The sequence below is a fragment of the Planctomonas sp. JC2975 genome, from assembly GCF_012985205.1.
GTDB lineage: Bacteria > Actinomycetota > Actinomycetes > Actinomycetales > Microbacteriaceae > Humibacter.
Genome location: NZ_JABEKS010000003.1, coordinates 125,789 through 151,728 on the forward strand (window position 1 = coordinate 125,789; position 25,940 = coordinate 151,728).

The following is a 25,940-nucleotide window of genomic DNA, read 5'->3' on the forward strand; positions in this document are numbered from 1 at the left end:
GCGGGTGTTTCTGAGCGGGCGCTGGAGCGGCGGTGCAGGATGCCTGCGGTGATCCGCAGAGTCCGCTGATGGTGCGCGGCGGCGCCAGACCCCGAGGACGGCGGCGGCCTTCGCCGCGTCCCGGCGCCGGTGAGCTGCTCTGACTCCGGGCGACTTCGGCACGTCGGGACGATCCCGGCCATAAGGTCGACGGGTGGCATACGGAGGATCCGGCATCGGAACGAAGGCGAACGACTCGGAGGCGCCGCGCGTCGTCGTCGTCGGGTCGATCAACACCGATCTGGTGGTCACCGCCGAGCGCATCGTCGCTCCTGGCGAGACGATCGCGGGCACCGGATTCGAGACCGGGCAGGGTGGCAAGGGAGCGAATCAGGCATCCGCTGCTGCCGCCGCCGGTGCTGCGGCCGGCACTCGAGTGGCGATGGTGGGATGCGTCGGCGACGATGCGAATGGTCGCTACGCTGTCGCCACCCTGCGTGCCGGTGGCGTTGACGTGTCGCATATCGGGACAGCGGATGCTCCGACCGGCGTCGCCCTCATCCAGGTCGCCTCCGACGGCGAGAACGCCATCACCGTGGTGGCCGGCGCGAATGCGCGCCTCTCGGCGGAGGCCGTGGACGCCGCGTTCGCCGACATCGATGCTTCGCTCCGACCGGCAGCGGGCGTGCCGGACGACGGTCGCATGGACAGTGAACGTGACGTAGACGCGAGTCCTGATGCCGGTCGTCACGATGCAGCAGGCGCTCCGGTCCTCGTGCTCTGCCTCGAGATACCCGTCGAGACCGTGACGTACGCCGCGGTGTCCGCACGTGCGCGGGGCTGGACGGTCGTGCTGAATCCGGCGCCGGCGCCGCAGGAACCGCTTCCGCGCGCGCTTCTCGACGCGCTCGACGTGCTCGTTCCGAACGAACAGGAGGCCGCAGCGTTGGGCCGCAGCGGGGCGATGTCCGTTCCGGCGGGGTGCGCCGTGGTCGTGACACGAGGCGCGGCGGGCGCTGTTCTGTTCCGACAGCGCGACGACCTCGTGGTGCCTGCTCCCTCGGTGCATGCAGCGGACACCACGGGCGCGGGGGACGCGTTCATCGGGGTACTGGCGGTATCCCTCGCCGAAGGCCGGGACCTCGCCGAAGCGGTGCGAAGGGCCGTTGCCGGCGGGGCGATCGCGACGCTGAAGGCGGGCGCGCGCGGGTCGCTGCCCACGGCATCCGCGATCGACGAGGTGCTGCAGCGCCGCTGAACGTCGCACCGCACCGAACCCTTTCCTGGCGCAGTGCGTTCCGTGTTGCGGTGCGCTTCAGCGGCATTCCGGGGCGCTCCGTCGTCGAGCGCATGCAACGCGCCGCGATGAGGCTCAGAGTTCCGTCTGAGCGCGTCGCCGCCACCGACACCGCTGCGGCGCTTCTGCTCACGGGTCGCTCAGCCGAGGTGGGCGAGCTTCGACATGAGCTCACGCATGCTCACGGTCGGCCCCGTGCAGACGGCGATGGGTTGACCTTGTTCTTCGTTGTCCATGCCCACGAGGTCGTCCAGGTGGCCGGCGACCGCGCAGTGGTCGAAATACTGCTCCGCGCGCGGATACTCCGCACCGACGAACACCACCCGATCCGTCGAATCGGGTGGCGGCGCGAGCGTGGCGAGGGCGTTGTGTCCGCTGTAGACGCCTGGCGACCCGGCGGGGAGGTACCGCTCCAGGGCGCCCGCCTCGCCGTAGTTCGAGGTGATGATGGCGGTACGGCCGTCGGATGCGAGCCCGTGCACGACGCGATCCACCTCGTCGGCGTACTGCGGCCATCCGACCTGGTCCCGGATCGCCTGGTCGATCGCGCCGATCGGCGTCTTCGCCTCGACCTGGACCGGCAGGATCGGAAGCGACAACAGGATGCTCCCCAACGAGCTGACGACGATGCCCGCGATCACCAGCGCGAGCCGGCCGCCATGCCCGCGCGCCCAGTCGGCGGTGGGGACGCATCCGATCGCGAACACGGTCGCGAGGAGTCCGTAGCCGTAGTAGACCTGCGATCCAGCGAGGAAGACCAGCGCCAAGACCACCAGGAGAACGATCGGGATCCAGCGCAGCAGCCGCCACTCCTTTCGGCGGAGGAGCGCGACGATGCCGGCGATCCAGATCGGCACCAGGAACGGTCCCAGCTCGATGAGGATGAACGGCACCAGCAGCGGGCGCACGTCACCGCTCTTCTCCGCGGCGAGCGCCGCGCCCATTTGGAGCTGCGGCCATCCGTGCAGCACCTGGTAGACGAGGTTGGGTGCGCCAACCACGAGCGCGACGCCGAGGCCGGCGTACGGCCACCAGGACGCCAGCGCTTTGCGGGGGCCGAGCACGAGCATCCCGATCGCAATGCCGACGAGCAGCATGGCGATCAGCAGCTTGTTGTACATGCTGAGGCCGACGACGAGCCCGGCGAAGACCCACCACCACGGCTGTTCGCGAGTGAAGACCCGGATGACAAACAGCATCACGAGCGGCCAGACGATGAGATCGAGGGATGCCGTGAACAGCGCGTGACCCATGATCAGGGTCACCGCGCCGAACGCGTACCCCCACGCGGCGAGCCCCTGCGCGAGCAGGCCACCGCCCACTTCGCGCGCGATGAGCGCCACGATCAGGACGGATGCCACGGCGAACAGGATCGCCGGCACATGCATCGACCACGGCTGGTCGCCCAGCACAAGGGTGGCGTGCGCGATCAATGGCGTGAGCGGCGGCTGGTCGACGTATCCCCACGCGGGCGGCAGCATGCGGAAGTACAGCTCGTCGCGGTGGAAGCCGTACACGTCGGCGGGAGCGCCGAGCAAGAGCAGCAGCGTGCCCATCGCGGTGAACACGGGCAGCCAGGCGAACCGCGGCAGCGTGCGATCGCCGTGCCGGAAGGATGGTGCGGCGAGCGTCGCCGTCATGGGTTCAGGGTAGCGGGAGGCGGAGCATGCTCCGGGCCACTGACTGACGGGAGATCGGCGAGTCCGCAGGGGTCCGTTCGCCGCCGGCCGGCCTGGATCTCCGTGCGACTATGCGGACCCGTCGCCGCGGAAGGGACCGCTCACGAACGAGACAGCCGCCCACGCCGCACGTTCCTCGTCCGCCCGCAGCGCCAGACGTGATGCTCCCCACCAGCCGAGCGGGACGGTGACGGCGCTCGCGGGTGCGTACGCACACACGTACAGGGACAGTCCGAAGGTCGAGGACCACGACGTCACGCCGGTGACGAGACTCCAGCCGAGACCGAAGAGCACCGCCGTGATCACGCCGACAACCAGACCGAGGAGCGTGAATGCGATCACGTGCGCGCGGTCACGACCGACATGCTCCAGACGTCTGCCGAGACGATAGGCGAACGGCGAGAAGACGACCCCTGCGGCGACGGAGACCGGTATGCCACAGAGGGCACTGAGTATGAGAAGCATCGGAATCGTCGCGAACTGCGCATGGTCGAACGCCCCAACTACGAGTCCGATGACCAACGACGTCACGGCGCCTAACGGCTGAAACCAGAACACGGCTCGTGCCGCGCCGCCTACGAACTCCTGCAGAGTGAACGCGCGCGGCAGCTGCGGCGTGCGGGGGGATCCGTAGCGGGGGGCGCCGTATCCGGACCGACCGTCGCCCTGCCTGTCCGCGCCGATCGCCGGATCGGAGTCTCCTCCGATCCGCTCGTGCGCAGGATTCGGATCGCCCGCGCCCTCATCCGTCTCGCTCACGCCCCCGCCTCCGCTACCAGGTCGAAGAGTGAGCGCAGCGGCAACCGGAGCACCGGCATCCGCGTCAGGGGAAGCGCCAGGCGCAGCAACCCGAGCCCCTGGTCGAGGAGGCGCTGGGTTCGACGCTGGCCATCCGAGCGGTCGTAAGTCCAATAAAGCGCCAGTAACAGGTAGGCGAGCCAGAGGGTGGTGGGCATCCGCGGCAGGAACTCTGCGGGCAGGGACTTCTTCGCGCCGGCCAGGGCGTCGCGGAAGATGCCGATCGTGATGTCCCTGGCGGGCGCCGAATCCGGCGACAGGGGATTCAGCGGCGAATCCGGCGACACCATCGCCGCCAGAAATCCGGGCGCGAATGCGTGGAACGGCGCCAGCACCGCCAGTCCGGTGCGGAAGACGATGCCCACCCTCTCGACGAGATCGTCGGCGGATGCCAGCAGCGGCCCCGCTGCCTCCCGATGCGCTTCCTGCACCTCGAGATACAGCTCCTGCACCAGATGGTTCTTCGTCGGGAAGTAGTAGTACGCGTTCCCGAGCGAAACGCCCGCCTCGTCGGCGATGGACCGCATGGTCGTCGCGTCGAATCCGTTCTCGCGGAACGACCGCAGCGCCACCTCGCGGATGGATGCGCGCGTGCGCTCCGCCTTGGACCCCGCCATGGCCGACGTCGCCACCTCATCGCCTTTATTTTTGAACACGTTCAGAATCTAGGACGACCCGCGAGGAATGTCCACCCCGCCGTTCAGGTTGGACTCGTTCGTGCGCGCGGATGAAACCAACCCGACCGAACGGGCGACGACGGAACGAGGTCTCGAGCGAAGCCTCGAGGCCGACGCGCGCGAGGTCGAGGCCGAGTTCGCGCATCCTGCTCCGACACGGACCCCCCGTCTCGTCACCGTCGTCACCGCGGTCGTAGTGGCCGCCCTCGGCGGCGGACTGATCACGATCCAGGCGCGAGTGAACGGCGAGCTCGCGCTCGAGCTCGGCGACGGGTACACCGCAGCGCTCATCTCGTTCTTCGTCGGGCTGGTCGTCATCGCCGTCACGACGGCGGTGTCGGCGAAGGCGAGGCGCGGCATCCGCATGATCCCGTCGGCCGTGCGCAGCGGTCAGCTTCCCTGGTGGATGCTGCTCGGCGGCCTCGCCGGGGCGCTTCTGGTGCTGTCGCAGGGGCTCGCGGTGGCGATCATCGGCGTCGCGCTCTTCACGGTCGCCGTCGTCGCCGGCCAGACCATCGGCAGTCTCGTCATCGACGCGCGCGGCATGGGTCGAGTCCCGCCAAAGCCCGTCACGCTCACCCGCGTGGTGGGCACGATCGTCGTGATCGGATCCGTCGCACTGTCGGTGTCCCCGCAGATCAACGCCAGCGCTCCGTTCCTCGTGCTCCTCCTGCCGCTCATCGCCGGATGCCTCACCGGCTGGCAGCAGGCCGTCAACGGGCAGGTGCGCACCACCGTCGGATCCCCGGTCGCGGCCACCTTCGTGAACTTCATCGGCGGAACGCTCCTGCTCGGCATCGTCGCCATCGTGCACGTGTCGATCGCCGGGCTTCCGGCATCGTTGCCGAGCAATCCGCTGCTGTACCTCGGCGGAGTGTTCGGCGTGATCTTCATCACGATCGCCGCGATCACCGTTCCCCTGGTCGGCGTGCTGCTGCAGGGTCTCGCCGCCGTGACCGGTCAGCTCGTCGCCGCGCTCGTGATCGAGGCCTTGTTCCCGGCGCCCGGCACGACGTTGCAGGTCGTCACGGTCCTCGGAACGTTGCTCACCATCGTCGGACTGGTCATCAGCGTGATCCCGAAGCGGAAGCGAGTCGCACCGGCCGCCTCCTGATCGCGCCGCCTCGTTGATGCACAAGTGCGCAGGGTGCACAGTGGAAGGGAGCGGAGGACGAACGTCATGGCGGACATCGAGCAGGGCACCGACAGCGCACGCACCGGATACGCGGACCGCACCGGCGCATTCCATCCGTTCGGCGACACCGCCGAAGAGGAGCGGGTGCGCAGGGATGATCGGCGCCACGTCTTCCACTCGTGGAGCGCGCAGGCGCAGATCCACCCCACGCCGGTCGCCGCGGGAGAAGGCGCCACGTTCTGGGACTACGAGGGCAGCGCGTACCTCGACTTCAGCTCGCAGCTGGTGAACCTGAATCTGGGGCACCAGCATCCCGATCTCGTTCACGCCATCCAGGAGCAGGCCGGCCGGCTGACCACGATCCAGCCTGCGATGGCGAACGACGTGCGCGGCGAGCTCGCCCGCCGGGTCGCCGAGGTGGCCCCTGGCGATCTGAACAGCGTGTTCTTCACCAACGGCGGAGCGGATGCCGTCGAGAACGCCGTGCGCATCGCCCGCCGCATCACGGGGCGCCGCAAGGTGCTGTCGATGTACCGCTCGTACCACGGCAACACGTCCACCGCGATCGCGCTCACCGGCGAACCGCGCCGCTGGGCGAACGAGCCGGCTGACGGATCCGTCGCCCACTTCTTCGGGCCGTACCCGTACCGGTCGGCGTTCCACGCGGCATCCGTCGAGGAGGAAGGGTTTCGTGCCCTCGAACACCTCGAGAGCGTCGTCGCGCTGGAGGGACCGGAGACGATAGCGGCCATCCTGATCGAGACGGTCGTCGGCACCAACGGCGTGCTCGTCCCCCCGCCCGGCTACCTGCAGGGCGTGCGCGAGCTGTGCGACAGGCACGGCATCGTGTACATCGCCGACGAGGTGATGGTGGGCTTCGGCCGCGTCGGCGAGTGGTTCGCTGTCGACGCCTACGACGTCGTGCCCGACCTCATCACGTTCGCGAAGGGCATCAACTCCGGCTACGTACCGCTCGGCGGCGTGATCATCTCGGATGCCATCGCGCACTACTTCGACGACATCCCGTTCAACGGCGGGCTGACGTACTCCGGGCATCCGCTGGCCTGCGCGGCGGGAGTCGCGACGTTCGAGGTGTTCGAGAGGGACGGCATCCTGGAGCGCGTGCGCGACCTCGGGTCCCGCGTCGTCGAGCCGACGATCACGGCGTGGATGGACACGCATCCGGCACTCGGCGAGGTGCGAGGTCGCGGCCTGTTCTGGGCGCTCGAGCTGGTGCGCGACCGCGAAACCCGCGAGCCGCTCGTGCCCTTCAACGCGTCTGGAGCGGATGCCGCCCCGATGAACGAGGTCGCCGCAGCCTGCAAGGCGGCCGGCGTCTGGCCGTTCACCCACTTCAACCGGATGCACATCGCCCCACCCCTCATCATCGACGAGGCGGATGTGCGGCGCGGTCTCGACGTGATCGACTCCGCCCTCTCCGTCGCCGACAAGTACTACGCGGCGTAGGACGCTCCGCCCGACCGGCCGGTCGGGCGTGTCCACCCGGCCGGGACCATGGCCCACCGCTACGAAGGCGACACCGTCTGCGGTCGCCGTTAGCGTTGATCGCATGGCGGGAATGCGGTACGAGTTCGAGTCGGTGCTCGTCCCCTGGGACGCGCGGCGCGAGCTGTGGGTGTTCGCCCACGTGCCGGTCGAGATCGCCGAGGAACTGGACGACGCTCCCCTGCCCCGCGGCGGATTCAACTCCATCAAGGTGACCGCCACCCTCGGCTCGTCCAGGTGGTCGACGTCGATCTTCCCCGAGAACAACGGCACATACGCGCTCGCGATCAAGAAGGCCATCCGCACGCACGAGGGCGTCGACCTCGGCGACACCGTGCGGATCGGCATCGAGACCGAGCTCTGACGGCGGAGCGACGACCGACGGGACTCCCACGGCCGGGACGCCGACGGTCGGAGCCCTGCCGGGCACGCCGGATCCGTGTCAGGCTGTCGATCGGAACGACTGCCGCTCGTCATGGTGTCGAGGGCGCACCGAGCGGCTCGCTCACCGCGCCACGTCACGCAAGGAGGAGCACCATGTCCGAGTCCATCGTCACGGGCATCCTGACCGTCGCCATCCCGACGGCGGATGCCGACACCGCACTCCGCTTCTACACCGACGTTCTCGGCCTGACGCTGGAGCGAGACCTGCCGGCCAGTTCCACCGGACCGCGCTGGGTCACCCTCGGCACGGGAGGGCCGGTCAGCGTCTCGCTGTGGGAACCGCCGGCCGGAGCGGACTCGGTTCCGCGGCCGACGGGCATCCGTTTCGTGACGCCGGACGCCGCCGACGCCCGTCAGCGCATCGCCGCCTCCGGAGCCGAGGTCGGCGAACTGCTGCAATGGCCGGGCGTCCCTGCGATGTTCGATGCCCGCGACCTCGAGGGCAACGAGTTCGTCGTCATGGAAGCCCTGCCGCGGGGATGAGGGCGCTGCCTTGCTGCACAGGTGACAGCACGGGTGCCCGCTTGGGGGTGCGCCCGGAGGCTAGGTCTGAAGCCAGGTCTGACGCCGCGCGGAGCAGCCCGTCGACCCGCTGCGCCGACTCAAGGGGCTCGGCTCGAGTCGGGCTCCGTCAGTCGTTCGGCTTGATCAGGCAGAACGGATGCCCGGCCGGATCCAGGTACACCCGGAACGTCTCGTGATCCGAGCCGGTCTTGGTGGCTCCGAGCGCGAGGACCTGCTGCTCCGCGACATCCATGTCGTCGACGCGCACGTCGATGTGCATCTGCTGAGGCACATCCTGTCCCGGCCACTGCGGTTGCCCGTAGTCGCCCTCGACCTGCTGGAACGCGAGCAGCGGACGCGAATCCGGTCCGGAGGCGAGCATCACCCACCCGGGCTCCTCTTCGACGATCTGCATCGGCAGCAGTTCCTCGTAGAACCGCGCCAACGACAGGGCGTCGGGACAATCGACGATGAGTACATCCCAGGTTCCGATCATGCGCGCGACGCTACGCCCGACCGCCGACACGAGCAGCCGAGCTCTCGAGTACCGACGTCGGGGCAGCGGGTGGGGCGGCGCTGCGGCGGCGCTACGCCGCGGCCGTCACTTGCGCCTGCTCGTCGTAGAGACGGGCGTACTGCCCGCCGAGCCCGAGGAGCTCCGCGTGGGTGCCCTGCTCGACGACGCGTCCGTGATCGATGACGAAGATGACGTCGGCACCGACGATCGTCGAGAGGCGGTGTGCGATCGCGAGAGTCGTGCGACCGGTGGATGCCGAATCCAGTGCCTGCTGCACGACGCGCTCCGAGATGGTGTCGAGAGCACTCGTCGCCTCGTCGAGGATCAGCACTTCCGGATCCTTCAGCAACACCCGCGCGATCGCGATGCGCTGCTTCTCGCCGCCGGAGAGGCGGTATCCGCGTTCGCCGACGATCGTGTCGTAGCCGTCGGGGAATCCGGAGATCGTGTCGTGGATGTTCGCGGCGCGGGCGGCCGCCTCGAGTTGCTGCTGCGTGGCATCCGGTGCCGCATACCGCAGGTTCTCGGCGATGGACGCGTGGAACAGGTAGGTCTCCTGACTGACGATGCCGATGTGGTCGATGAGCGATTCGTGCTGGAGGTCGCGCACGTCCGTTCCGGCGAAGCGCACCGATCCGCCTGTCGCCTCGTACAGCCTCGGCAGGAGGTACGACACTGTCGTCTTGCCCGCGCCGCTCGGTCCGACGAAAGCCGCGAACTGGCCGGGCTCGATCGTGAACGACACGTCGTCGAGGGTCGGGCGTTCGCCATCGCGGGCATCCGGATACCGGAAGGTCACGTCGCGGAACTCGATCCGGCCGGCTCCGTCGCCCCGCGCGACGGAAACGGCGTCCGCACGGTCGGCGATCGCGGGCTCGAGGTCGAGGTATTCGAAGATGCGGGCGAACAGCGCACCCGACGTCTGCAGGTTGAGCGCGGTCTGCATGATGCCCATCAGCGGGAACAGCAGGCGCGCCTGCACCGTCGTGAACGCCACGATCGTGCCGGCCGTGATGTCGACAGCGCCACGACCGAGCAGCCACGCGGAGACGAGGTAGACGATCGCAGGGATCGAGGACAGGAAGATGTGCACCATCGCGAAGAACCACTGGCCGCTCATGGTCTCCTTCACCTGAAGGGCGACCTGGGTCTCGTTCTCATCCGAGTACCGGGCTGTCTCGAAGCGCTGCCGGTTGAAGCTCTTGGAGAGCAGGATGCCCGACACGCTCAGCGTCTCCTGCGTGATCGCAGTCATGTCGGAGAGCGACTCCTGGGTGGCCGTCGCGATGCGCGCACGCACCTGCCCGACCCGTCGCTGGGCGATCACGAGGAACGGCATCAGCACGACGGCGATGAGCGTGAGCTGCCAGTTGAGCAGGAGCATCGCGACGAAGGCGGCGATCACCGTGACGATGTTGCCGAGCACGCTGGAGACCGTGTTCGACAGCACGCCGGCGACACCGCCGACGTCGTTCTGCAGTCGGGACTGGATGACGCCGGTCTTCGTCCGCGTGAAGAAGTTGAGTTCCATGGACTGCAGGTGGCGGAAGAGCTTCACCCGGAGCCCGCCCATCACCTTGTTGCCGACGGTGGCGGTGAGGTAGGTCTGCCACACGCCGAGTCCGCTCGTGGCGAGGTAGACCACGATGATGGCGACGACGAGCGAGACGGTCACGGCCATGTTCGGAGCTCCCGACTTGGGGAACAATCCGTCGTCGAACACCTGCTGCGTGAGCAGCGGCGGCACGACGGACAGCGCCGCCGACACGAGGACGAGCACCACCGTCACCGACAGCGCCACCTTGTGCGGCGCGAACAGCTGTGCCACCCTGCGCATCAGGTGCGGAATCTTCGGTGCCTGGGCGTTCCTGGCCTTCTGCGCGGCGATGTCACCCCGCACGACGCCTGCGCCGCCGTGACCCCCGCCACCGTGGCCTCCAGTGCGGCCACCGCGTGGACCACCGGCGCTCGGACCGCGTCTGGGTCCCATTCCACTCATGCGTGACTCCTCGGTTGAACGAATGTCTGCGGCACGGCTGATTCCGTCAGGTCGCCGACCCAGTCATCCGCACAAGAGACTATCAACGATATATCGCTTGTGGATATTCCGGATGCTGTACACCCTGCTCCGCCATCGTCGCCACAGGCACCGACATCCGCCGCTCGGGTCGCACTCTGTTCTCACACGGGCGGATCGAGAAAGGAGGTGCGACCTGAACAGGGCGGAGCAAGTCAGCACCGAGGGTGCGCTCGCGCGATCGACGTGATCCACTTGTCGAGTGACGGACAACTCGCCTCAGGCGCCCGCCGGCCGTGCCGGCTCGTTCTCCCTCTCACCCGATCCGACAGGGACAACGGTGAGCAAGCGTGCCTGGTGGGCACTCGTCGTGCTGCTGGCCGGCATGGCTATGGCGTTGCTCGACACCAGCATCGTGAACGTCGCGCTGCAGACGATCCGCACGAGCCTGGACGCGGACGAAGCGACGCTGTCCTGGGTCATCTCCGGATACGCGCTCGCGTTCGGTCTCCTGCTCATCCCCGCCGGACGCTTCGGCGACCGCTTCGGACACAAATGGATCTTCATCGTCGGCGTCGCGATGTTCACGCTCGCCAGCGTGTGGTGCGGTTTCGCGCAGTCGAGCACCGAGCTCGTCGTCGCACGCGTGGTGCAGGGCATCGGCGGCGGCATCTATGTGCCTGCCGTCGCATCCCTCATCCAGCTGATGTTCCCGGCGCGAATCCGCGGCCGGGCGTTCGGCGTGATGGGTGCCGTGATCGGCATCTCGACGGCGCTCGGTCCGCTCATCGGCGGGTTGCTCATCCAGGCATTCGGTGAGACGGAGGGATGGCGTTCCATCTTCTTCGTGAACGCGCCGATCGGCGTGCTCACCGTGATCGCCGCCTTCCTCCTGGTGCCGGGCGGCGCGGAGGGCAAGCGCCTGTCGACGGATGCCGTCGGCCTCCTCCTCGCGATCGCCGGCCTCGTCGCGCTGCTCGTGCCGCTCATCGAGGGCGAGGACCAGGGCTGGCCGCTCTGGACCTGGCTCAGCCTGATCGGCGGCGCCGTGCTGCTGGTGCTCTTCGCGTTCTGGGAGCGGCACGTCGCCACCACGAAGGCAGAGCCGCTGGTTCCGCCGCACCTGTTCTCGCATCCGCAGTTCACCGGCGGCGTGCTCCTCGCGTTCGTGTACTTCGCGGCCTTCACCGGCATCTTCTTCACCATCTCGCTGCTCTGGCAGGCGGGTCTGCAGCACACGGCGCTCGAGTCGGGCCTCGTCTCGCTGCCGTTCTCGATCGGCAGCATCGTGGGAGCTGCGCTGAGCGATCCGCTGGCGCAGCGGCTGGGACGCAACGTGCTCAGCCTCGGCACCGGGCTTGTCGCGCTCGGCCTCATCACGCTGTGGCTGATCTTCTGGCTGGCGCCGACGGAGGACCTCGTCAGCTGGGATCTGCTGCTGCCGCTCCTCGTCGCCGGCTTCGGCAGCGGACTCTTCATCGCTCCGAACGCCCGCTTCATCGTCGCCACAGTGGACAACTCAGAGGCCGGTGCCGCGAGCGGCGTCATCCAGACCATGCAGCGCATCGGGGCGGCCGTCGGCATCGCCATTACGGGCAGCGTGCTCTTCGCCCAGCTGCCTTCATCGTTCGCGCCGAGCACGGCAAAAGCCGCCGAGATCGCCCAGCAGCACGCGGCGGGCGGTGCCGAGGCGATCAAGCAGGCGATCCAGCAGTATGTCGACCACGCGCTCGCCGTCGCGTTCGGCGACGGGGCGGCGCTCGCCATGCTGACGAGTGCGACCTTCGCCGTCGCGGCCTTCCTGCTCGTGTTCGCGCTGCCGAAGAAGGTGAGCCTGCAGTAGTCCGCGCCCAGACCGGATCCCGTGACGCCCGGCCCGGGCAAGGCGGTCCGTCGGAGACGGCGGGAACGTCAGGCTCGCGGGACGGCGGGAACGTCAGGCTCGCGGAACGGCGAGGTCGCGGGTGTCGGGGGCCGAGACGACGGGCATCCGCCGCTTCAGGAATCCGAGGAGGAACAGCGCCAAGGCGATCAGGCTGACCACGGCGCCGGTGATCGGCACCAGCAAAGGGCCGGCCACGCCGAGCGATGCGTTCCCGAGCGGTGGCGCGATGGCGATGCCGAGGTACATCGCCGTCGAGTACCAGGCCATCGTCTGCTGAGCGCTCTGCGGATCGATGGAGACCAGACGGTGCTGCACCGGGATCGTGAGCCCGGCCACGACCACACCCCACACGGCGAACACCGCGACGGATGCCGCGAAGGACCACTCGAAGCACGCCAGCGCCACCAGCGCGATCGTCTGCACGATCAGCGCGATCGTGGCCGTGACGCCACTGCCGTATCGGTCTGTCACGCGACCGGCGAACGCGTTGCCGATGACACCCGCGACGCCGTAGACGAGCAGCAGCACGGCGAGCAGGGCCCCTGATCCGGCGGTCGCGTCGCGGACCACCTCGGCGGAGAAGATGTACACGACGTTGAAGCTCGCCGTCGCGAAGAGCGCCGCACCGAGCGCGGCGAGAACGCGAACGTCGGCCAGCACCCGCAGCCGCCGCGCAAGGCTGATCGACGCAGCCCGCTGCACCCCGCGGAACAGCGGAAGGATCAGCACTGTGGTCACCGCCCCTATGACGGCCAGGGCCCACATCGGGGCACGCCAACCGGCAGCGCTGCCCAGCGCCGTTCCGAACGGCGAGCCGATCGCGACGGCCAGCGTGAAGCCTGCGCCGACCATGGCGAGCGCCCGCCCCCTGCGCTCGGGCGGAACGATCGTGGCCGCGACCGCACTGGCCGTCGGCACCAGCGCCGCCCCGCCGACGGCGGCGATCACGCGCGCGATGACGAAGTCGGTCAACGAGGTGCTGAGGGCTGCAATGACGACACCGGCAGTGAAGAGCAGGGCTCCGGAGGCCATCAGCAGCCCTCGCGGCACCCGCGACAACGCGAACGCGACGACCGGCGAGGCGACGGCGACGATGAGCGCGTAAACGGTGATCGAGTAGCTGACGGATGCCTGGCTCGCGCCGAGACCAGCGGCGATCTGCGGCAGCAATCCGGCGATGACGAACGCATTCGTCCCGACGGCGAAGAGACCGAGCATGAGGACGAGGAGTCGGATGGTCGAACCGCGATAGGATTGTTCGATGACGGTCATACTGTCACGATAGACCAACTGTTCGATGATTGTCGAACTATTTGAGGATTCGACGATCGCACCCCTGTATTTGGAGGGCATCGTGCCCGCACGCGAACCCGACGGATCCGGCAAGTCCGTGCAGACATCCGACACCTCGCACCTCGACCAGCCGATCGAGAACTATCCGGTCCCCGACCTGGCCGACGTGCAGCTGGTGGAGGTGCTGCGCGCGCTGGGCGATCCGATCCGGCTGGAGATGGTCCGCCGTCTGGCCGACGGCGCGCCGCGCCCCAAGTCGGAGCTGGTCGGCGAATTCACCGTGCAGAAGTCCACGCTCTCCCACCACTTCAAGACGCTGCGCGAGTGCGGCCTCACGAGATGGACGGTCAACGGGCGCACGCACGCGATCGAGCTCCGCCGAGCCGAGCTCGATGCACGGTTCCCCGGCCTGATCGAGTCGCTGCTCACGGACTGAGCCACCGGCGAGCCGTCCGGCGGGCTTTCGCCGGTCCCGGCGGCGCTCGTCGACGCCGTCAGACCCGCGCGAAGTCCGCGAGGAACCCGGCGACCGCGTCTTCGCGGCCGGAGGCGTCGCATCCGTCGCCGCCCGCGCAGTGGCCGTGCGGCAGCACGTGCACCCAGGTCGGCCCGCCGAGCGCGTTGGCCACGGCGAATTGCCCCTGGGGAGGAACACTCGGATCCGCCAATGCCGGCAGCACCAGCACGGGCGCGCTCACCCGCAGGGCGGCGGTGGCGGCATCCGCATAGCGCAGCGTCTCCATGGCCTCCGGATGCTCCACGAGGTACTCGCGCACCACCCCCGCCGACCCCGTGCTCCGCACGGCGACCCGCAGCGGATGGTTCCCGAAGCTCGGCACCTCGAGCACGCCGGCAGAGAACCGATCCCCGAACGCCAGGGCGAGCGTGCCGATGCCGCCGCCGAAGCTCCCCCCGATGTAGACCGGAGCGCCGAGGCCCGGGAAGAGCATCCGCAGCACGCGGGCACTGATCCAGGTGTCGACGACCGACCCGATGTGGCTGTACTCGCGCGGCGAGCGGATGCCCCACAGCACGTGATGCAGGCCCGTCTCGCCGCCGACACCCTCGACCTCGCTCCTGGTCGGAAGTCCGCGCGCGACGGGGAACACCGCCACCGCATCCGCAGGGATGTCGGACACGTCGGGAGCATCCCGGCCACCGTATCCGTGTCCGACGACGAACCCCCGGGCGGGCGCAGCCCCGCCGCGCGGACGGGTCACCCAGCCGCCGATCCAGAGCCCGTCGAGGCTGCGGAACTGCAGGTCGGCGACCTCGACCCCCGGCGCATCAGGGAGCGGCGACCACGCACCCACGCCGATCGCCAGCTCGATGGCATCCGCCTCAGCTGCGATGCCGGCCCAGAACGCGTCGAAGTCGCGCGGCTCCTCCGGCGTTCCCACCTCGAGCAGGCCGCCGAGCGTGTAGCCGTGCGTCGGATCGAATCCGAACCGCTCGGCCATGGGCGGCGCGACCGTCGCACCGGTTCGTCGTCTGTCGTTCACGTGTCGTGCCTCCCGTTCCGGACGGCGTCCCGTGCCGTCGACTGCCGCGCGGCCGGTCGTCCGACCCGCCACCCTAGCCGCCGAGCCGGTACCAGTCGGCGGCCGTGCCTCCGCGCGTCCGATCCGCGATGGCTGCCGAACGTTCCCGGGCTGACGATCCCCGACGGTCACCATGCCGGTCCAGCGCCCATCCCCCGCCATCGCCACGCTCCTCCGGCGCGGATGCGGTCGCGGCCCAGCCTGCGACGAGCCGGTCCATCGATCCCATCGCCGTGGCGTATCCGCCGACCGGCTCGCAGAGCGGCCAGTCCGAGCCGATCATCACGCGGTCCGGCCCGAAGTCCTCGAGCACGGCTTCGACGTATGGGGCGAGTGCGTCGATGCCCTGGCGATCCGCGTCGAGCTGCGTGAGAAGCCCGGACAGCTTGACGGCCACCGTGTCGTGGCGAGCAAGCGCGGCCATGTGCGCGCACCAGGTCTCGAGGTCGTGCTGGGCGACATCCGGTTTCGCGAGATGGTCGACCACGAATCGCAGACCGGGCGCCGACTCGACGAGCGTGAGGGCGTCTGCCAGTCGTTCGGGCGTGAGGAGCAGGTCGAGCGCCAGGTCGCGTTCGGCGAGCGCGCGCATCCCGTCCAATAGAGGTGTGGCTGCGATCTCGTCGACCGTGTGCCCCTTGCCCAAGACCGGAACCATCGAGCGGATGCCCACCAGCTTCTCGCCCCCGGCCGAAGCGAGCATGCCATCGAGGCTGTCCGGGACATCCGGCGCAGCGAGATCGACCCAGCCCACCACGCCTGCCACGAGCGAGTCGGCGTCGGCCAGCGCAAGGAGTTCATCGGTCTCGGCCTGGCTGCCGATGGTCTGCACGAGCACCACGCGGTGCACGCCGGCCCGCGCGGCGAACGGCCTGAGCCGGTCGAGCGTGTCCCTCGGCTCGACGGAACGCACGCCGACGCGCCGGCCGGTGTCGGCCAGCGCGTCGGTCCACACGTGCACGTGCGCGTCTGTTCTCATCGCTTCTTTCGTGTCGTCCGCTCGAGGTGCCGTGATCGGACCCGAGCGGACTCGGCGGTGCCGATCAGCCGAGCGTCGCGCCGGCCGTCCACCTCGGGGCGCCGTACTGGTACGCGCCCAGGCTGGGCGTCGCATCGCTCGATCCGTCGTTGACGCCGGGGATCGGGATGGCGGCGTTCCGAGCGGGCGAACCCGCCTGCAACGTGTAGTCGTCGTTCGCCGGATCGGTGAACAACGGGTCCACCGTCGAGTCCAGGTTGTTCGTGAGGATCATGCCTCCCTGCGTGGCATCCGTCGTTCCGACCATGGCCCCGATGTTGTTCTCCACCACGGTTCCGGTCGACTGGTTAGCGCCCTTCACGTACATCATGTAGACGCCGCCGGTGTTGTTGGCGACGAGGTTGTTGAACGAGCCGGAGCCGAGCCCGTTCAGCATGACGGTCTGCGTCGGGTTGTTCCAGCCCACGTTGTTCACGACCCGCACGTCACTCTGCCCGTTGTCGAGGTAGACGCCTGCCATGGCGAACTTCTCGGTCGTGCCGATGGCGGGTGTGGCGTCGTGCAGCAGGTTGTGGTCGATCGACGTTCCCTGCATCGACCCGCCGCAGCAGCCGTAGATCGCCGCGGTGTCGAGGTTGAGGTTGCCGTACTCCGAGATGTCGTTGTACGCGATGCGATCCGGTGCCTCGATGCCGCTGGCCGGCTGGATCCACTGCAGGTTGATTCCGCTGCGACCCACGCGCGAGATCGTGTTGTGCGTCACCGTCTCACCGGATCCCTGCACGGCGATGCCGGCAGCGTAGGTGCCCGCGTAGTCGACGTCGGTGATCACGTTCTGCGTCGCCGTGTTGCCGTTTCCGAGCAGCGCGATTCCGTTGCCTGCGCTCAACGACAGCGTGCTGTTGCGCACCACGTTGCCGGTGCCCTTGATGACGATGCCGCTGTCGACGATGCCCCTGTTGACCGTGGTGCCGCAGTTCGTGGCGCCCTGCGTGATATCCGTGTAGTGCGAGAGGTACTTGCCGTCGATGCCGTCGAGCGTGATGCCCGTGCTGTTGTCACCGGTGGCGATCGACGTGCCGAAGAGGTGGATGCCCTGCACGGTGGTGTTGCTCGCACTCGTGAGGTCGAATCCGAGCTGCCGCTGCTTCGTCTCGATGCGATGGGTCGACGGCGGCTCCTGGCTCACCAGGTAGAGCTGCTTCGCAGACGCGTCGTAGAACCACTCCCCGTTGTGCGAGAGCTCGGCGATCTGGCCGGCGAGCGTATAGCGGGTCTGGCCGGGCGTGATCGTGTGAACGCAGGCGGGTGCGACGTCGAGCGTGACGGATCCGGCCGCCGAGTCGACGATGGTCCCGGTCTCGGTGGCGTACCAGTAGCTGGTGAGCACGCGGGCGCCGTTCCAGTAGCCGGCCGGCTGTGTGAGAGCGGGATCCACGAGCGTCGCTCCCGTGCTGCCCGCTTCCGCGCGCTCGACGGTGAGCGGATGGATCGGGTCGCTGCCCGGGTAGGGCCACTGCGCCTCGACATCCATCGATCCATCGGTGAAGACCTGAACGGGGCTGACGTCGTCGCCCAGGTCGATCGGCACCTTGTAGACGTCACCCGTGTCGACGGCCGCACTGAAAGCGGACCCGACGACGAACGGATCGGATGCCGCGAGCGCCGCGACATCTCTGGCCTTGACGTGCTGCCAGTTGCGCACCGGATCCGCGCCGGAGACCGTCACCGTCGCTCCGGGGGCCGCACGGTAGGTGATGCGTGCATCGGCCGTACCGGATGCCTTCGGCGTGACGGTCTCGCGATATGTTCCGCCCGCGATCTCGCAGGTGTCGCCCGCGACCATGACGTCGGCGCAGTGCTGAATGGTCGCGAACGCGTGATTCTGCTTCAGACCGTCTTTCGCGTCGTTGCCATGCGTCGAGACGTAGTACGTGGTGCCGGTCGCCGGAGCGGCGGCGGCTGCGGTGGGGATCGCCAGCGCGACCACTGCGGCTGCGGCGGCGGCGAGCGCGGCGACCCGCCTGCCCTTGGGCGTCGACTCTGCGGATCGTCGGTCCGGATCCGTGCCACCCGCAGGGCGCCGCGCGGGCAATCGATGGTTGTTGACAGCAAGCATCCTCGCTCCTATCGATAAGGTATAATCGATGAAACTAGCGGGATCATCCGACGCCCGTCAACGCCGATCTGCAGGATTATCGATAGATAGACTCATGCCCGTGTCGAACACTTCGGCTTCCCATTCCGAGACGAACGCCCTCTCCGGCGCCTCGGATGCCGCAACGATGAACTCCGAGACCGGGTCGCGCGACGCCCTGCGCCGCAGCCTGGAGGCCGAGCGGAGCAACTTCGGCCGCGACCTGCTCTCCGACCAGGTGTACGACCTCGTGCGCCGTCTCGTCATGGAGCAGGCACTGAAGCCCGGAGACCGTGTCGTGGAACTGGAACTGTCGCAGCGGCTCGGCATCAGCCAGGCGCCGGTGCGCGATGCCGTGAAGCGTCTCGCCTACGAGGGCGTGCTCACCCACGTTCCGCGCCGCGGTCACTTCGTGACCGTCGCCAAGGAAGACGACCTCGAGCACGCCATCGTCGCCCGCACCATGATCGAGCGCACGTCGGCCAGGCTGGCCGCCGAGGCGATGTCCGACGACGCGAAGGCTGTGCTCGAGTCGGTCGTCGAGCGGATGCGCGAAGCCGCCGCCATCGAAGACGTCGCCGCCTTCCGCGTGCTCGACTTCCAGTTCCATCGCGAGGTGTGCACCGCGGGCGGCAACCCTCTCGTCGTCAAGTGCTGGGACGTCATCGAGCCGGCGATGCGGTCGTCCCGTGCCGTCGGCGATCCGCTGTTCAAGGGCGACTGGGCGAAGATCGCCGACGAGCACGCCAAGCTGCTGAAGCTGCTGCGCCCCGACAAGGCGGATGCCGCTGCCGACGCCTTCGCGCGCCACGCGTCCCTGCAGAGCCCGTAGCTCCAGCGCCCCCACTCTCGACCTTTCCGCGAGGGTGCCCGTTCCGCCGCCCGAACGTGCCGGTCTCACCGCCCGAAGGTGCGCGTTTCACCGCGCGAGAGTGCCCGTTTCACCGCCCGAACGTGCCCGTCTCTCCGCGCGAGAGTGCCCCTTTCACCGCCCGAACGTGCCCGTTTCGCCGCCCCGAGAGTGGCCGTTTCGCCGCCCCGAACGTCCGCGTTCCGCCGCCCGAAAGGGCCCGTTACACCGCGCGAGAGTGCCCGTTTCACCGCCTGAATGTGCCCGATTCACCGCCCCAGAGTGCTCGATTCACCGCGCGAACGTCCGTGTTCTGTCGCCCGAATAGCGTCCACCAGCGGACACGTGCACCCTCGCGCGATGAGATTCGCGCCCTCTCCACCGGAGAAACAGGCACTCTCGAGCGGAGAAACGAGCACTCTCGCGAGGGGATATGCGCACTCTCAGCCGGAAAAACGAGCACTTTCGGGCGGAGGTATGCGCACTCTCGGGCGGAGGAACGAGCACCCTCGGCTTAGAGGACGTCGAGCTCCACCGTCGCGAACGTGTGAGGCGGCAGCTCGACGACGAGCGTCGATCCGGTCAGCTCCACCGTCAACTCCACGGGCGAGACCGCGTCCGGGTTCTCCGACGTGTTGTGCGCGGTCGCCGTGCCGGCCGTCAGCATGCGTCCGTATGCCGCGGTCGCGGATCCGCCGCGGAGTTCGACGGCGATGCGCGCCGGCTGGTCGGCGTCCAGGTTGCTGAGCGACAGGAGTGCCGTGCCGTCCGTGCGGCTCGCGGATGCCGACACCAGCGGAACGGTGCGTCCGTCGGCCTCGACCGTCGGCACGTCGGTCAGCCGGAGGCGCAGGGAATCCGCATCCTGGTGTCCCTTGTTCATCTCGAACACCCAGTACGTCGGCGTGCGGATGAGCGTCTCGCCGTCCGTGAGCAGCATCGCCTGCAGCACGTTGACCGTCTGGGCGATGTTCGCCATGACGAGACGGCCGGCGTGGCGGTGGAATTCGTCCAGATGCACGGATGCCACGAGCGCGTCGCGCACGCTGTTCTGCTGGTACAGGAATCCGGGATTGGTGCCGGGCTCCGTGTCGAGCCAGATGCCCCATTCGTCGAGCACGAGGCCGACGGTGCGATCGGGATCGTAGGCATCCATGATGGCGGCGTGCCGCTGCAGCTGTTCGACGACCTGGCCTGCGCGGGCCAGGGTGCGGTAGTACTCGTCGGTGCCGAACTCCGTCGCGCTGCCCTTCTCGCCCCACGTTCCGGGGATCGTGTACGAGTGGAACGAGATCGCCTGGTACGCGCCGACGCCCTCGCCCTCGGGCTTCGGGTGGCCGAGCCGGAATCCGAGGGTGCGCATGAGCGTCTCGGTCCACCCGTACGCGTCGGCGTTGGCTCCTGCGGCGATCCGGTAGAGCTTGTTGCCGCCATGGTCACGACTGTAGGTGCCGAAAGTGCGCGCCGTGAGGGCGTAGGCCTTGGCATCCATGCGGCCGCCGCATCCCCACGGCTCGTTTCCGAGGCCCCAGAAGCGCACGTTCCACGGCTGGTCGCGGCCGTTCTCGCGGCGCAGACCCGACATCGGGCTGTCGTCACCGCGGGTGAGGTACTCGACCCACTCGGCCGCCTCGCGGACCGTTCCGCTGCCGACGTTGGCCGAGATGTACGGCTCTGTGCCCAGCAGCTCGCACAGCGCGAGGAACTCGTGCGTTCCGAAGGAGTTGTCCTCGACAACGTCACCCCAGTGCGAGTTCACCATGCGCGGTCGCGTGGCCTGGGCGCCGATGCCGTCACGCCAGTGGTACTCATCGGCGAAGCATCCGCCCGGCCAACGCAGGTTCGGGATGCGGATGGCGCGCAGCGCCTCGATCACGTCGAGCCGCAGCCCACCCACGTTCGGGATGTCGGAGTCGGGCCCGACCCAGAATCCGCCGTAGATGCCGTGGCCGAGGTGCTCGGCGAACTGGCCGTAGAGGTGGCGACTGATCACCGGCCCGCGGTCATCGAGGTCGACGATCGCACGCACGTCGCTCACGCGGTCCACCGCCCCATGCTTACAACGTGAGAATGCAACGACGAATCGTGAAATGGAGGCATGGGACATGAGCCTAGAGGCAACAAGGAGACGATTGTGACCGTTCTCATGCCGGGCGGGATCGACACACTCCTAGTCGTCTTCATGGCGACGTGAAGGAGGAGCGTCATCGGGTTTCGCCGCAGGATCCGGCTGCACGCAGCATCCCGTGATGTCGGCCGGCGACGGGATCCCGGATCGCGCCCCGCGCCGACGCACGCCATGAGCACCGGGAAGCACGGTACCGTCCGTGCACTTGAGCATCCCTGGAGTCACGGCCGCCGGCACCGGCCGAACCCTGGCTTCCGACGATTCTGCGAAGGTGTCGTATTGTCCGGGTGCCGTTCGTAGTGCTTGTGAGATGGCGCCCATTCGGGTCGCCTGGATGACAGGAGCGGTGACAATGCGATTGACGACGATGACGCAGGTGACGGTCGATGGCGTGATGCAAGGCAATGGCGGGTCGAGCGCGGAGGATCGTGCCAGTGGCCTCCAGCGCGGCGGATGGGCCCGCGGGAGGGGTGACGAGCAGACGCAGTCGTTCATTCGGGACCTTTACGGGCGCGCGGATGCGTTCCTCTTCGGCCGACGCACCTACGAGGTGTTCGCCGGCTCGTGGGGTTCGCTGTCGGAACGGGATGTCCCTGGGTGGGAACCGGTTCTGAGGGCGTTGAACGCGAAGCCCAAGTACGTCGTCTCGACCACGCTCACCCACGCGTCCTGGTCGGGGACCAGCGTTCTCTCCGGAGATGTCCTGGCCGATGTTCGCGAGTTGAAGGCGATGGCGGGAGGTGAAGTGCAGGTGCACGGCAGCGGCGTCCTGGTCAGGAGCTTGTTGGCGCATGGCCTGGTGGACGAGTTGACCTTGATCACGATTCCGGTGATCCTCGGGCAAGGCGCGCGTTTGTTTCCGCAGAGCGGTCCCGACATAGCGCTGGACCTTCTGGAGTCGCATGTCGACACCAAGGGAGTGACGACGCAGGTCTTCCGACCGGCAGGGCGTCCGGTGTACCCGACGACCGATGAACAGGGCCGGGTGCAACAGACCGGCGACGCTCAAGTCGCGGATTCCTGAGATGAGAGTGAAGTGAGGTTCGCATGCAGTACCTGGTGTTCGTGATCGCTGATGAGCATGACTCGACGAGCGTGGACAGACGGCCGGCGATCAGCGAGTTCAACAGGCGCCTGATGTCGGAGGGCTATTGGGTTTTCGCGGGCGGACTTGCGAGTGCAGAGACATCGACCGTCGTGGACAACCGCGATGGGCAGCCCGTTCTGACCGATGGTCCCTTCGTCGAGTCGAAGGAGTACCTCGACGGCATCTGGATCTGGAACGCGCCCGACCTGGACGTCGCCTTGCGGCTGGCGGCCGAAGCGTCGCAGATCTGCGATCGGCAAATCGAAGTGCGACCCTTCGCCACCCCGTGACCGAGGTCGGCATCGAGGAAGCCGTGGACCGCGCCCACCGTGACGAGTGGGCGCGGATCGTGGCATCCCTCGTGCGCAGGTTCGGGGACTTGGACCTCGCTGAAGAGGCGGCGGCGGAAGCGTTCGCGACCGCTGTCGAGCGTTGGCCGGACGACGGCATCCCACCGAACCCGGGTGCGTGGCTGACGACGACGGCCACACGCAAAGCGATAGACCGCATACGGCGGGAGACCAAACGCTACGACAAGCATCGGGAGGCTCGGCTGGTGTACGGAACCGTCGACGCGGCTCCTGTCGGCGTCATCGAGGACGACAGACTGCGGCTGATCTTCATCTGCTGTCATCCGGCACTTCGCATGGAAGCCCGCGTCGCACTCACGTTGCGCATGGTCGGCGGCCTGACCATGCCGGAGATCGCGCGAGCCTTTCTCGTGCCGGACGCCACCATGGGACAGCGAATCACCAGGGCGAAAGCCAAGATCGCTGCCGCACGCATCCCGTATCGGATGCCCGAAGCCGAGGACCTGCCCGCTCGCATCTCCGGTGTGCTCACAGTCCTCTACCTGATCTTCAACGAGGGCTATCTGGCGACCGGCACCGCGACCGCGCCCGTGCGTGCGGAACTCACCACCGAGGCGATTCGGCTCACCCGGATGCTGCACGCACTCGTGCCCGAGGACGGCGAGGCGACCGGCCTGCTCGCCCTGATGCTGCTCATCGACGCGCGGCGGCCCGCCCGGCTATCGGCTGCAGGCGAATTGGTCGCTCTCGACGCGCAAGACCGCCGTCTCTGGAATGACGCCCTCATCGCCGAGGGCCAGGACCTGGTCCGCGAGCGGCTCGCTGCCGTTGCAGCGGGGGCGCGTCCCGGCCGATATCAGATCCTCGCCGCGATCAACGCCGTGCACACCTCGGCACACACGTTCCGCGCTACCGACTGGTCGCAGATCCTCGCCCTCTACGACCAACTCGCCCGTATCGACCGATCGCCGATCGTCGCTCTCAACCGCGCCATCGCGTCCGCCGAGGTCGACGGTGCCGCGGCCGGCCTGGCCGAGCTCGAGCGACTCGCCTCGACATTGGATGGCTACCACGCGTTCCACGCGGCGCGCGCCGAACTGCTGCGAAGGCTCGGCCGCACCGAACAGGCACGCACCGCGTACGACCGCGCCATCCAGCTCACGGAGAACCCCGCCGAGGCAGCGGCACTCTCCGGCCGCCGCGACCGACTGATCGGGCCACCTGAAGGAGAAGATCGGTAGGCGGGTTCTGCCTGTCGGATGTCTGCACCCAAACCGCGACTCCGATGTCAGCGCAGGCTCGCCGCTCCGGCATGCAGGTCAAGGGCGAGCGTCACCCGAACCCGTGCCCGGGGCGCCAAGCGCACGGCGATCCGCGAGGGGCCAAGGGTCATCGCCTCAGACTCCTCATCAGTGTCGAGCTCGCGGACGACGGCACGGCGGATGACATGCTCGCCGAATCCGCCGGCCTGAAGCACCAGCTCAGCAGGCTCGTCGCCGAGGTTGACGAGCTGCACGACAGACCGCTCAGGATCGATCGACTCCACGAGTGCCGCCACCTTCGGCGGCAGACCGGGTCGTCCGGTGACCGGATCCAGATACCGCGCGAACGCGTGCTGCAGCCCACCGTTGTACAGCGACTGGGGGGCTCCGAACGCCGTCATCACGAGCGCCTCGGTCACCACAGGGTTCACGCGCTGCCAGCGATCCTGGTCGAATCCGGAAGCCACGTCATCCGCTCGCAACGCTTCCAGGCGCTCGTCCACCTGTCGATGCGCGACGGCGAGGAACGAGGCCGCGAACCGCTCGACGTCGCCGTCTTCGAGGGCGGCGAACCAGGCATCCTCGTGTCCGGCTTCCTCCTTGTCGCGGAACTGCCGCACGCGCGTCCAGCCCCAGCCGCCGCCGGCGCGGAGCGCGTCGAGCCGTTCCTGATCCGCGTTCCGTCTCGAGTGCCACCACAGCCACACCGGGAAGGAGACCTGCGGCGGCTGAAAGTCGAACCAGCCGTCGGCGTCGAGGCGCGTCGGCCACAACTCCAGCTCGTGCTCGTAGTCCTCGCCGAAGTGCGTGGCCCAGCGGCGTTTCAGCGTCAGCGCCCGGTCGGCGGTGAGATCGTGAACCGCTTGGGATGCGACGGCGTCCAGGATGCCACGCGCCAGTTCGAACCCCGCCTCGCCGCCTCCGACGGTGCGGAGCCCGGCTGCCGCGTTGAGCGCGGCGGGCAGCAGGCTGTGGGTGCCGTGCGGCCAGGTCCATCCGTAGAGGCCGCCGAGCCAGGATCCGACCGGGTCGCCCCGGCCGCCACCGGATCCGTCGCCCACGAGGCCGTCCGCGCCGACGTTGTCCGGCATCAGGCCGTCGTTCTGCGCTGCGCGATGGATCCATCCGGCGACGTAGCGTTCCACCCAGTCGCGCCAGCGCTGTTCGCCGGTGAGGAGCCACGCCAGCGAGACCAGCGAGACCACGTTGAGGTTCACGGCGACATCGCCTGAGCCGAACCGCCGCTGCATGGCAGCGGCCATCCGCTCGGGGTTGCCAGGCTCTGCGAGGTCGTCCCATGAGTCGATGCCCGGCAGCCCGCGCACCGGTAGCCCGTACGTGCGCATCTCGACGCGCTCGGGACCGAACCGCGGGAGCTCGTCTTCCAGGCCCGCTCGCGGTCCCGCCGCGCCGTTGTGCGGTGCGCGGATGATGTTCAGCTCGCCGTCGTAGTTGCCGGCAGGCGAGTCGGGCAGGTAGAGACCGGCGAATCGGGTGACGGCATCCACGAGCTCGGGATTCCTCGGGTCGGCGAGGCACAGGCCGTAGAAGAGCTCGAGGCCCTCACCGACGTGGAACCAGTCGTAGCCGACCTCGAATCCGTCGCGGAACAGTCCGATCTCCTCCAGCTGTTCGCCGACCCCGCGCCACACTCGGAGGCTGCACTCCAGCAGCTCGTCGCTCCCGCCGACGGCGTAGAGCGTCGGCCAGTTGAAGATCGCCTCGAGGAAGTCGTCGGCACCGTCGCGTCCGACCGGCCGGCCCCCTGGGAGGAGCCGGCCGTCGGCGTCGACGTACTTGGCGGCGAACTCGCGCCACGCCTCTTCGAGGCGTTCGCGCAGGCTCACCTGCAGCGACGCCCACTCCGGAACGGCCTGCGTGAGGAACGGAGCGTCATCGTGTCTGTCTGGCACG

22 protein-coding genes are annotated in these 25,940 nt (G+C 68.5%); 11 read left to right on the plus strand and 11 right to left on the minus strand.

Translation table 11 applies throughout. From position 1 onward, the window contains the following. Positions 1 to 193 precede the first annotated feature (193 nt). Positions 194 to 1,237, plus strand: coding sequence for a ribokinase (locus HII28_RS16670; protein WP_346769378.1), 1,044 nt, complete (start codon positions 194 to 196; stop codon positions 1,235 to 1,237). Positions 1,238 to 1,416: 179 nt separating this feature from the next. On the opposite strand, the gene HII28_RS16675 is transcribed toward HII28_RS16670, so the two are convergent. The 3 genes from HII28_RS16675 to HII28_RS16685 all read right to left on the minus strand — a co-directional run bounded on the left by HII28_RS16675 (position 1,417) and on the right by HII28_RS16685 (position 4,409). After that, positions 1,417 to 2,916, minus strand: a complete 1,500-nt coding sequence (locus HII28_RS16675; protein ID WP_170026980.1) for a glycosyltransferase family 39 protein — start codon at positions 2,914 to 2,916, stop codon at positions 1,417 to 1,419. A gap of 108 nt (positions 2,917 to 3,024) precedes the next feature. Further along, positions 3,025 to 3,714 (minus strand): hypothetical protein, encoded by a 690-nt coding sequence (locus HII28_RS16680; protein WP_170026981.1) that lies wholly within the window; start codon positions 3,712 to 3,714, stop codon positions 3,025 to 3,027. Continuing rightward, positions 3,711 to 4,409: a TetR family transcriptional regulator gene (locus HII28_RS16685; RefSeq protein ID WP_346769379.1), complete on the minus strand. Its 699-nt coding sequence runs from the start codon at positions 4,407 to 4,409 to the stop codon at positions 3,711 to 3,713. Before HII28_RS16685 ends, HII28_RS16680 begins: the two co-directional genes overlap by 4 nt. A 61-nt stretch (positions 4,410 to 4,470) precedes the next feature. Here HII28_RS16685 and HII28_RS16690 point away from each other — a divergent pair, with 61 nt between their 5' ends. The 4 genes from HII28_RS16690 to HII28_RS16705 all read left to right on the plus strand — a co-directional run bounded on the left by HII28_RS16690 (position 4,471) and on the right by HII28_RS16705 (position 7,998). Beyond that, positions 4,471 to 5,544 carry a DMT family transporter gene (locus HII28_RS16690; RefSeq protein ID WP_346769380.1) on the plus strand — a complete coding sequence of 358 codons (1,074 nt, stop codon included), beginning with the start codon at positions 4,471 to 4,473 and terminating at the stop codon, positions 5,542 to 5,544. A gap of 66 nt (positions 5,545 to 5,610) precedes the next feature. Further along, positions 5,611 to 7,032 (plus strand): aspartate aminotransferase family protein, encoded by a 1,422-nt coding sequence (locus tag HII28_RS16695; RefSeq protein WP_170026983.1) that lies wholly within the window; start codon positions 5,611 to 5,613, stop codon positions 7,030 to 7,032. 103 nt (positions 7,033 to 7,135) lie between these two features. Continuing rightward, complete coding sequence (locus HII28_RS16700) at positions 7,136 to 7,435, plus strand: DUF1905 domain-containing protein (RefSeq protein WP_170026984.1); 300 nt, start codon at positions 7,136 to 7,138, stop codon at positions 7,433 to 7,435. Positions 7,436 to 7,608: 173 nt separating this feature from the next. After that, complete coding sequence (locus HII28_RS16705; protein ID WP_170026985.1) at positions 7,609 to 7,998, plus strand: VOC family protein; 390 nt, start codon at positions 7,609 to 7,611, stop codon at positions 7,996 to 7,998. Between the two features lie 148 nt (positions 7,999 to 8,146). Here HII28_RS16705 and HII28_RS16710 read toward each other — a convergent pair whose 3' ends face one another. Further along, positions 8,147 to 8,515 (minus strand): VOC family protein, encoded by a 369-nt coding sequence (locus tag HII28_RS16710; protein ID WP_170026986.1) that lies wholly within the window; start codon positions 8,513 to 8,515, stop codon positions 8,147 to 8,149. A gap of 91 nt (positions 8,516 to 8,606) precedes the next feature. Then, positions 8,607 to 10,535, minus strand: a complete 1,929-nt coding sequence (locus HII28_RS16715) for an ABC transporter ATP-binding protein (RefSeq protein ID WP_170026987.1) — start codon at positions 10,533 to 10,535, stop codon at positions 8,607 to 8,609. 280 nt (positions 10,536 to 10,815) lie between these two features. Between HII28_RS16715 and HII28_RS16720 the strand changes: the two genes are divergently transcribed. Next, a complete protein-coding gene (locus HII28_RS16720) occupies positions 10,816 to 12,396 on the plus strand; it encodes an MFS transporter (protein WP_346769381.1) in 1,581 nt (526 codons plus the stop codon). 93 nt (positions 12,397 to 12,489) lie between these two features. Here the strand turns inward: HII28_RS16720 and HII28_RS16725 are convergent, their stop codons facing one another. After that, complete coding sequence (locus tag HII28_RS16725) at positions 12,490 to 13,710, minus strand: MFS transporter (protein ID WP_170026988.1); 1,221 nt, start codon at positions 13,708 to 13,710, stop codon at positions 12,490 to 12,492. 82 nt (positions 13,711 to 13,792) lie between these two features. Here HII28_RS16725 and HII28_RS20370 point away from each other — a divergent pair, with 82 nt between their 5' ends. Then, positions 13,793 to 14,167, plus strand: coding sequence for an ArsR family transcriptional regulator (locus HII28_RS20370; RefSeq protein ID WP_346769382.1), 375 nt, complete (start codon positions 13,793 to 13,795; stop codon positions 14,165 to 14,167). A 58-nt stretch (positions 14,168 to 14,225) separates the two neighbouring features. Here HII28_RS20370 and HII28_RS16735 read toward each other — a convergent pair whose 3' ends face one another. The 3 genes from HII28_RS16735 to HII28_RS16745 all read right to left on the minus strand — a co-directional run bounded on the left by HII28_RS16735 (position 14,226) and on the right by HII28_RS16745 (position 18,370). Beyond that, positions 14,226 to 15,233: an acetylxylan esterase gene (locus tag HII28_RS16735; RefSeq protein WP_170026989.1), complete on the minus strand. Its 1,008-nt coding sequence runs from the start codon at positions 15,231 to 15,233 to the stop codon at positions 14,226 to 14,228. Between the two features lie 73 nt (positions 15,234 to 15,306). Further along, on the minus strand, positions 15,307 to 16,251 hold the full coding sequence (locus tag HII28_RS16740) for an amidohydrolase family protein (protein WP_170026990.1): 945 nt from the start codon (positions 16,249 to 16,251) through the stop codon (positions 15,307 to 15,309). Between the two features lie 64 nt (positions 16,252 to 16,315). Continuing rightward, positions 16,316 to 18,370 carry a right-handed parallel beta-helix repeat-containing protein gene (locus HII28_RS16745; RefSeq protein ID WP_240978332.1) on the minus strand — a complete coding sequence of 685 codons (2,055 nt, stop codon included), beginning with the start codon at positions 18,368 to 18,370 and terminating at the stop codon, positions 16,316 to 16,318. 100 nt (positions 18,371 to 18,470) lie between these two features. Here HII28_RS16745 and HII28_RS16750 point away from each other — a divergent pair, with 100 nt between their 5' ends. Next, positions 18,471 to 19,220 carry a GntR family transcriptional regulator gene (locus HII28_RS16750; RefSeq protein WP_170026991.1) on the plus strand — a complete coding sequence of 250 codons (750 nt, stop codon included), beginning with the start codon at positions 18,471 to 18,473 and terminating at the stop codon, positions 19,218 to 19,220. 532 nt (positions 19,221 to 19,752) lie between these two features. On the opposite strand, the gene HII28_RS16755 is transcribed toward HII28_RS16750, so the two are convergent. Beyond that, on the minus strand, positions 19,753 to 21,276 hold the full coding sequence (locus tag HII28_RS16755) for an alpha-L-arabinofuranosidase C-terminal domain-containing protein (protein ID WP_346769383.1): 1,524 nt from the start codon (positions 21,274 to 21,276) through the stop codon (positions 19,753 to 19,755). 442 nt (positions 21,277 to 21,718) lie between these two features. Between HII28_RS16755 and HII28_RS16760 the strand changes: the two genes are divergently transcribed. The 3 genes from HII28_RS16760 to HII28_RS16770 are packed head-to-tail and all read left to right on the plus strand — an operon-like array spanning position 21,719 to position 24,005. Next, positions 21,719 to 22,390: a dihydrofolate reductase family protein gene (locus HII28_RS16760; protein WP_170026993.1), complete on the plus strand. Its 672-nt coding sequence runs from the start codon at positions 21,719 to 21,721 to the stop codon at positions 22,388 to 22,390. A gap of 23 nt (positions 22,391 to 22,413) precedes the next feature. Continuing rightward, a complete protein-coding gene (locus HII28_RS16765) occupies positions 22,414 to 22,743 on the plus strand; it encodes a YciI family protein (RefSeq protein WP_170026994.1) in 330 nt (109 codons plus the stop codon). Further along, positions 22,740 to 24,005 (plus strand): DUF6596 domain-containing protein, encoded by a 1,266-nt coding sequence (locus HII28_RS16770; RefSeq protein WP_170026995.1) that lies wholly within the window; start codon positions 22,740 to 22,742, stop codon positions 24,003 to 24,005. Before HII28_RS16765 ends, HII28_RS16770 begins: the two co-directional genes overlap by 4 nt. A 47-nt stretch (positions 24,006 to 24,052) precedes the next feature. Here HII28_RS16770 and HII28_RS16775 read toward each other — a convergent pair whose 3' ends face one another. Continuing rightward, the gene (locus HII28_RS16775; RefSeq protein WP_170026996.1) at positions 24,053 to 25,939 is read right to left on the minus strand and encodes a hypothetical protein; all 1,887 of its coding nucleotides are present in this window, start codon (positions 25,937 to 25,939) and stop codon (positions 24,053 to 24,055) included. Between the last annotated feature and the right edge of the window lies 1 nt (position 25,940).

Coding starts and splice junctions, on each gene's coding strand:
- HII28_RS16710 (WP_170026986.1), bottom strand. CDS start 8,515: ATGATCGGAACCTGGGATGTACTCATCGTCGATTGTCCCGACGCCCTG.
- HII28_RS16705 (WP_170026985.1), top strand. CDS start 7,609: ATGTCCGAGTCCATCGTCACGGGCATCCTGACCGTCGCCATCCCGACG.
- HII28_RS16745 (WP_240978332.1), bottom strand. CDS start 18,370: ATGCTTGCTGTCAACAACCATCGATTGCCCGCGCGGCGCCCTGCGGGT.
- HII28_RS16695 (WP_170026983.1), top strand. CDS start 5,611: ATGGCGGACATCGAGCAGGGCACCGACAGCGCACGCACCGGATACGCG.
- HII28_RS16765 (WP_170026994.1), top strand. CDS start 22,414: ATGCAGTACCTGGTGTTCGTGATCGCTGATGAGCATGACTCGACGAGC.
- HII28_RS16715 (WP_170026987.1), bottom strand. CDS start 10,535: ATGAGTGGAATGGGACCCAGACGCGGTCCGAGCGCCGGTGGTCCACGC.
- HII28_RS16700 (WP_170026984.1), top strand. CDS start 7,136: ATGGCGGGAATGCGGTACGAGTTCGAGTCGGTGCTCGTCCCCTGGGAC.
- HII28_RS16740 (WP_170026990.1), bottom strand. CDS start 16,251: ATGAGAACAGACGCGCACGTGCACGTGTGGACCGACGCGCTGGCCGAC.
- HII28_RS16675 (WP_170026980.1), bottom strand. CDS start 2,916: ATGACGGCGACGCTCGCCGCACCATCCTTCCGGCACGGCGATCGCACG.
- HII28_RS16725 (WP_170026988.1), bottom strand. CDS start 13,710: ATGACCGTCATCGAACAATCCTATCGCGGTTCGACCATCCGACTCCTC.
- HII28_RS16760 (WP_170026993.1), top strand. CDS start 21,719: ATGCGATTGACGACGATGACGCAGGTGACGGTCGATGGCGTGATGCAA.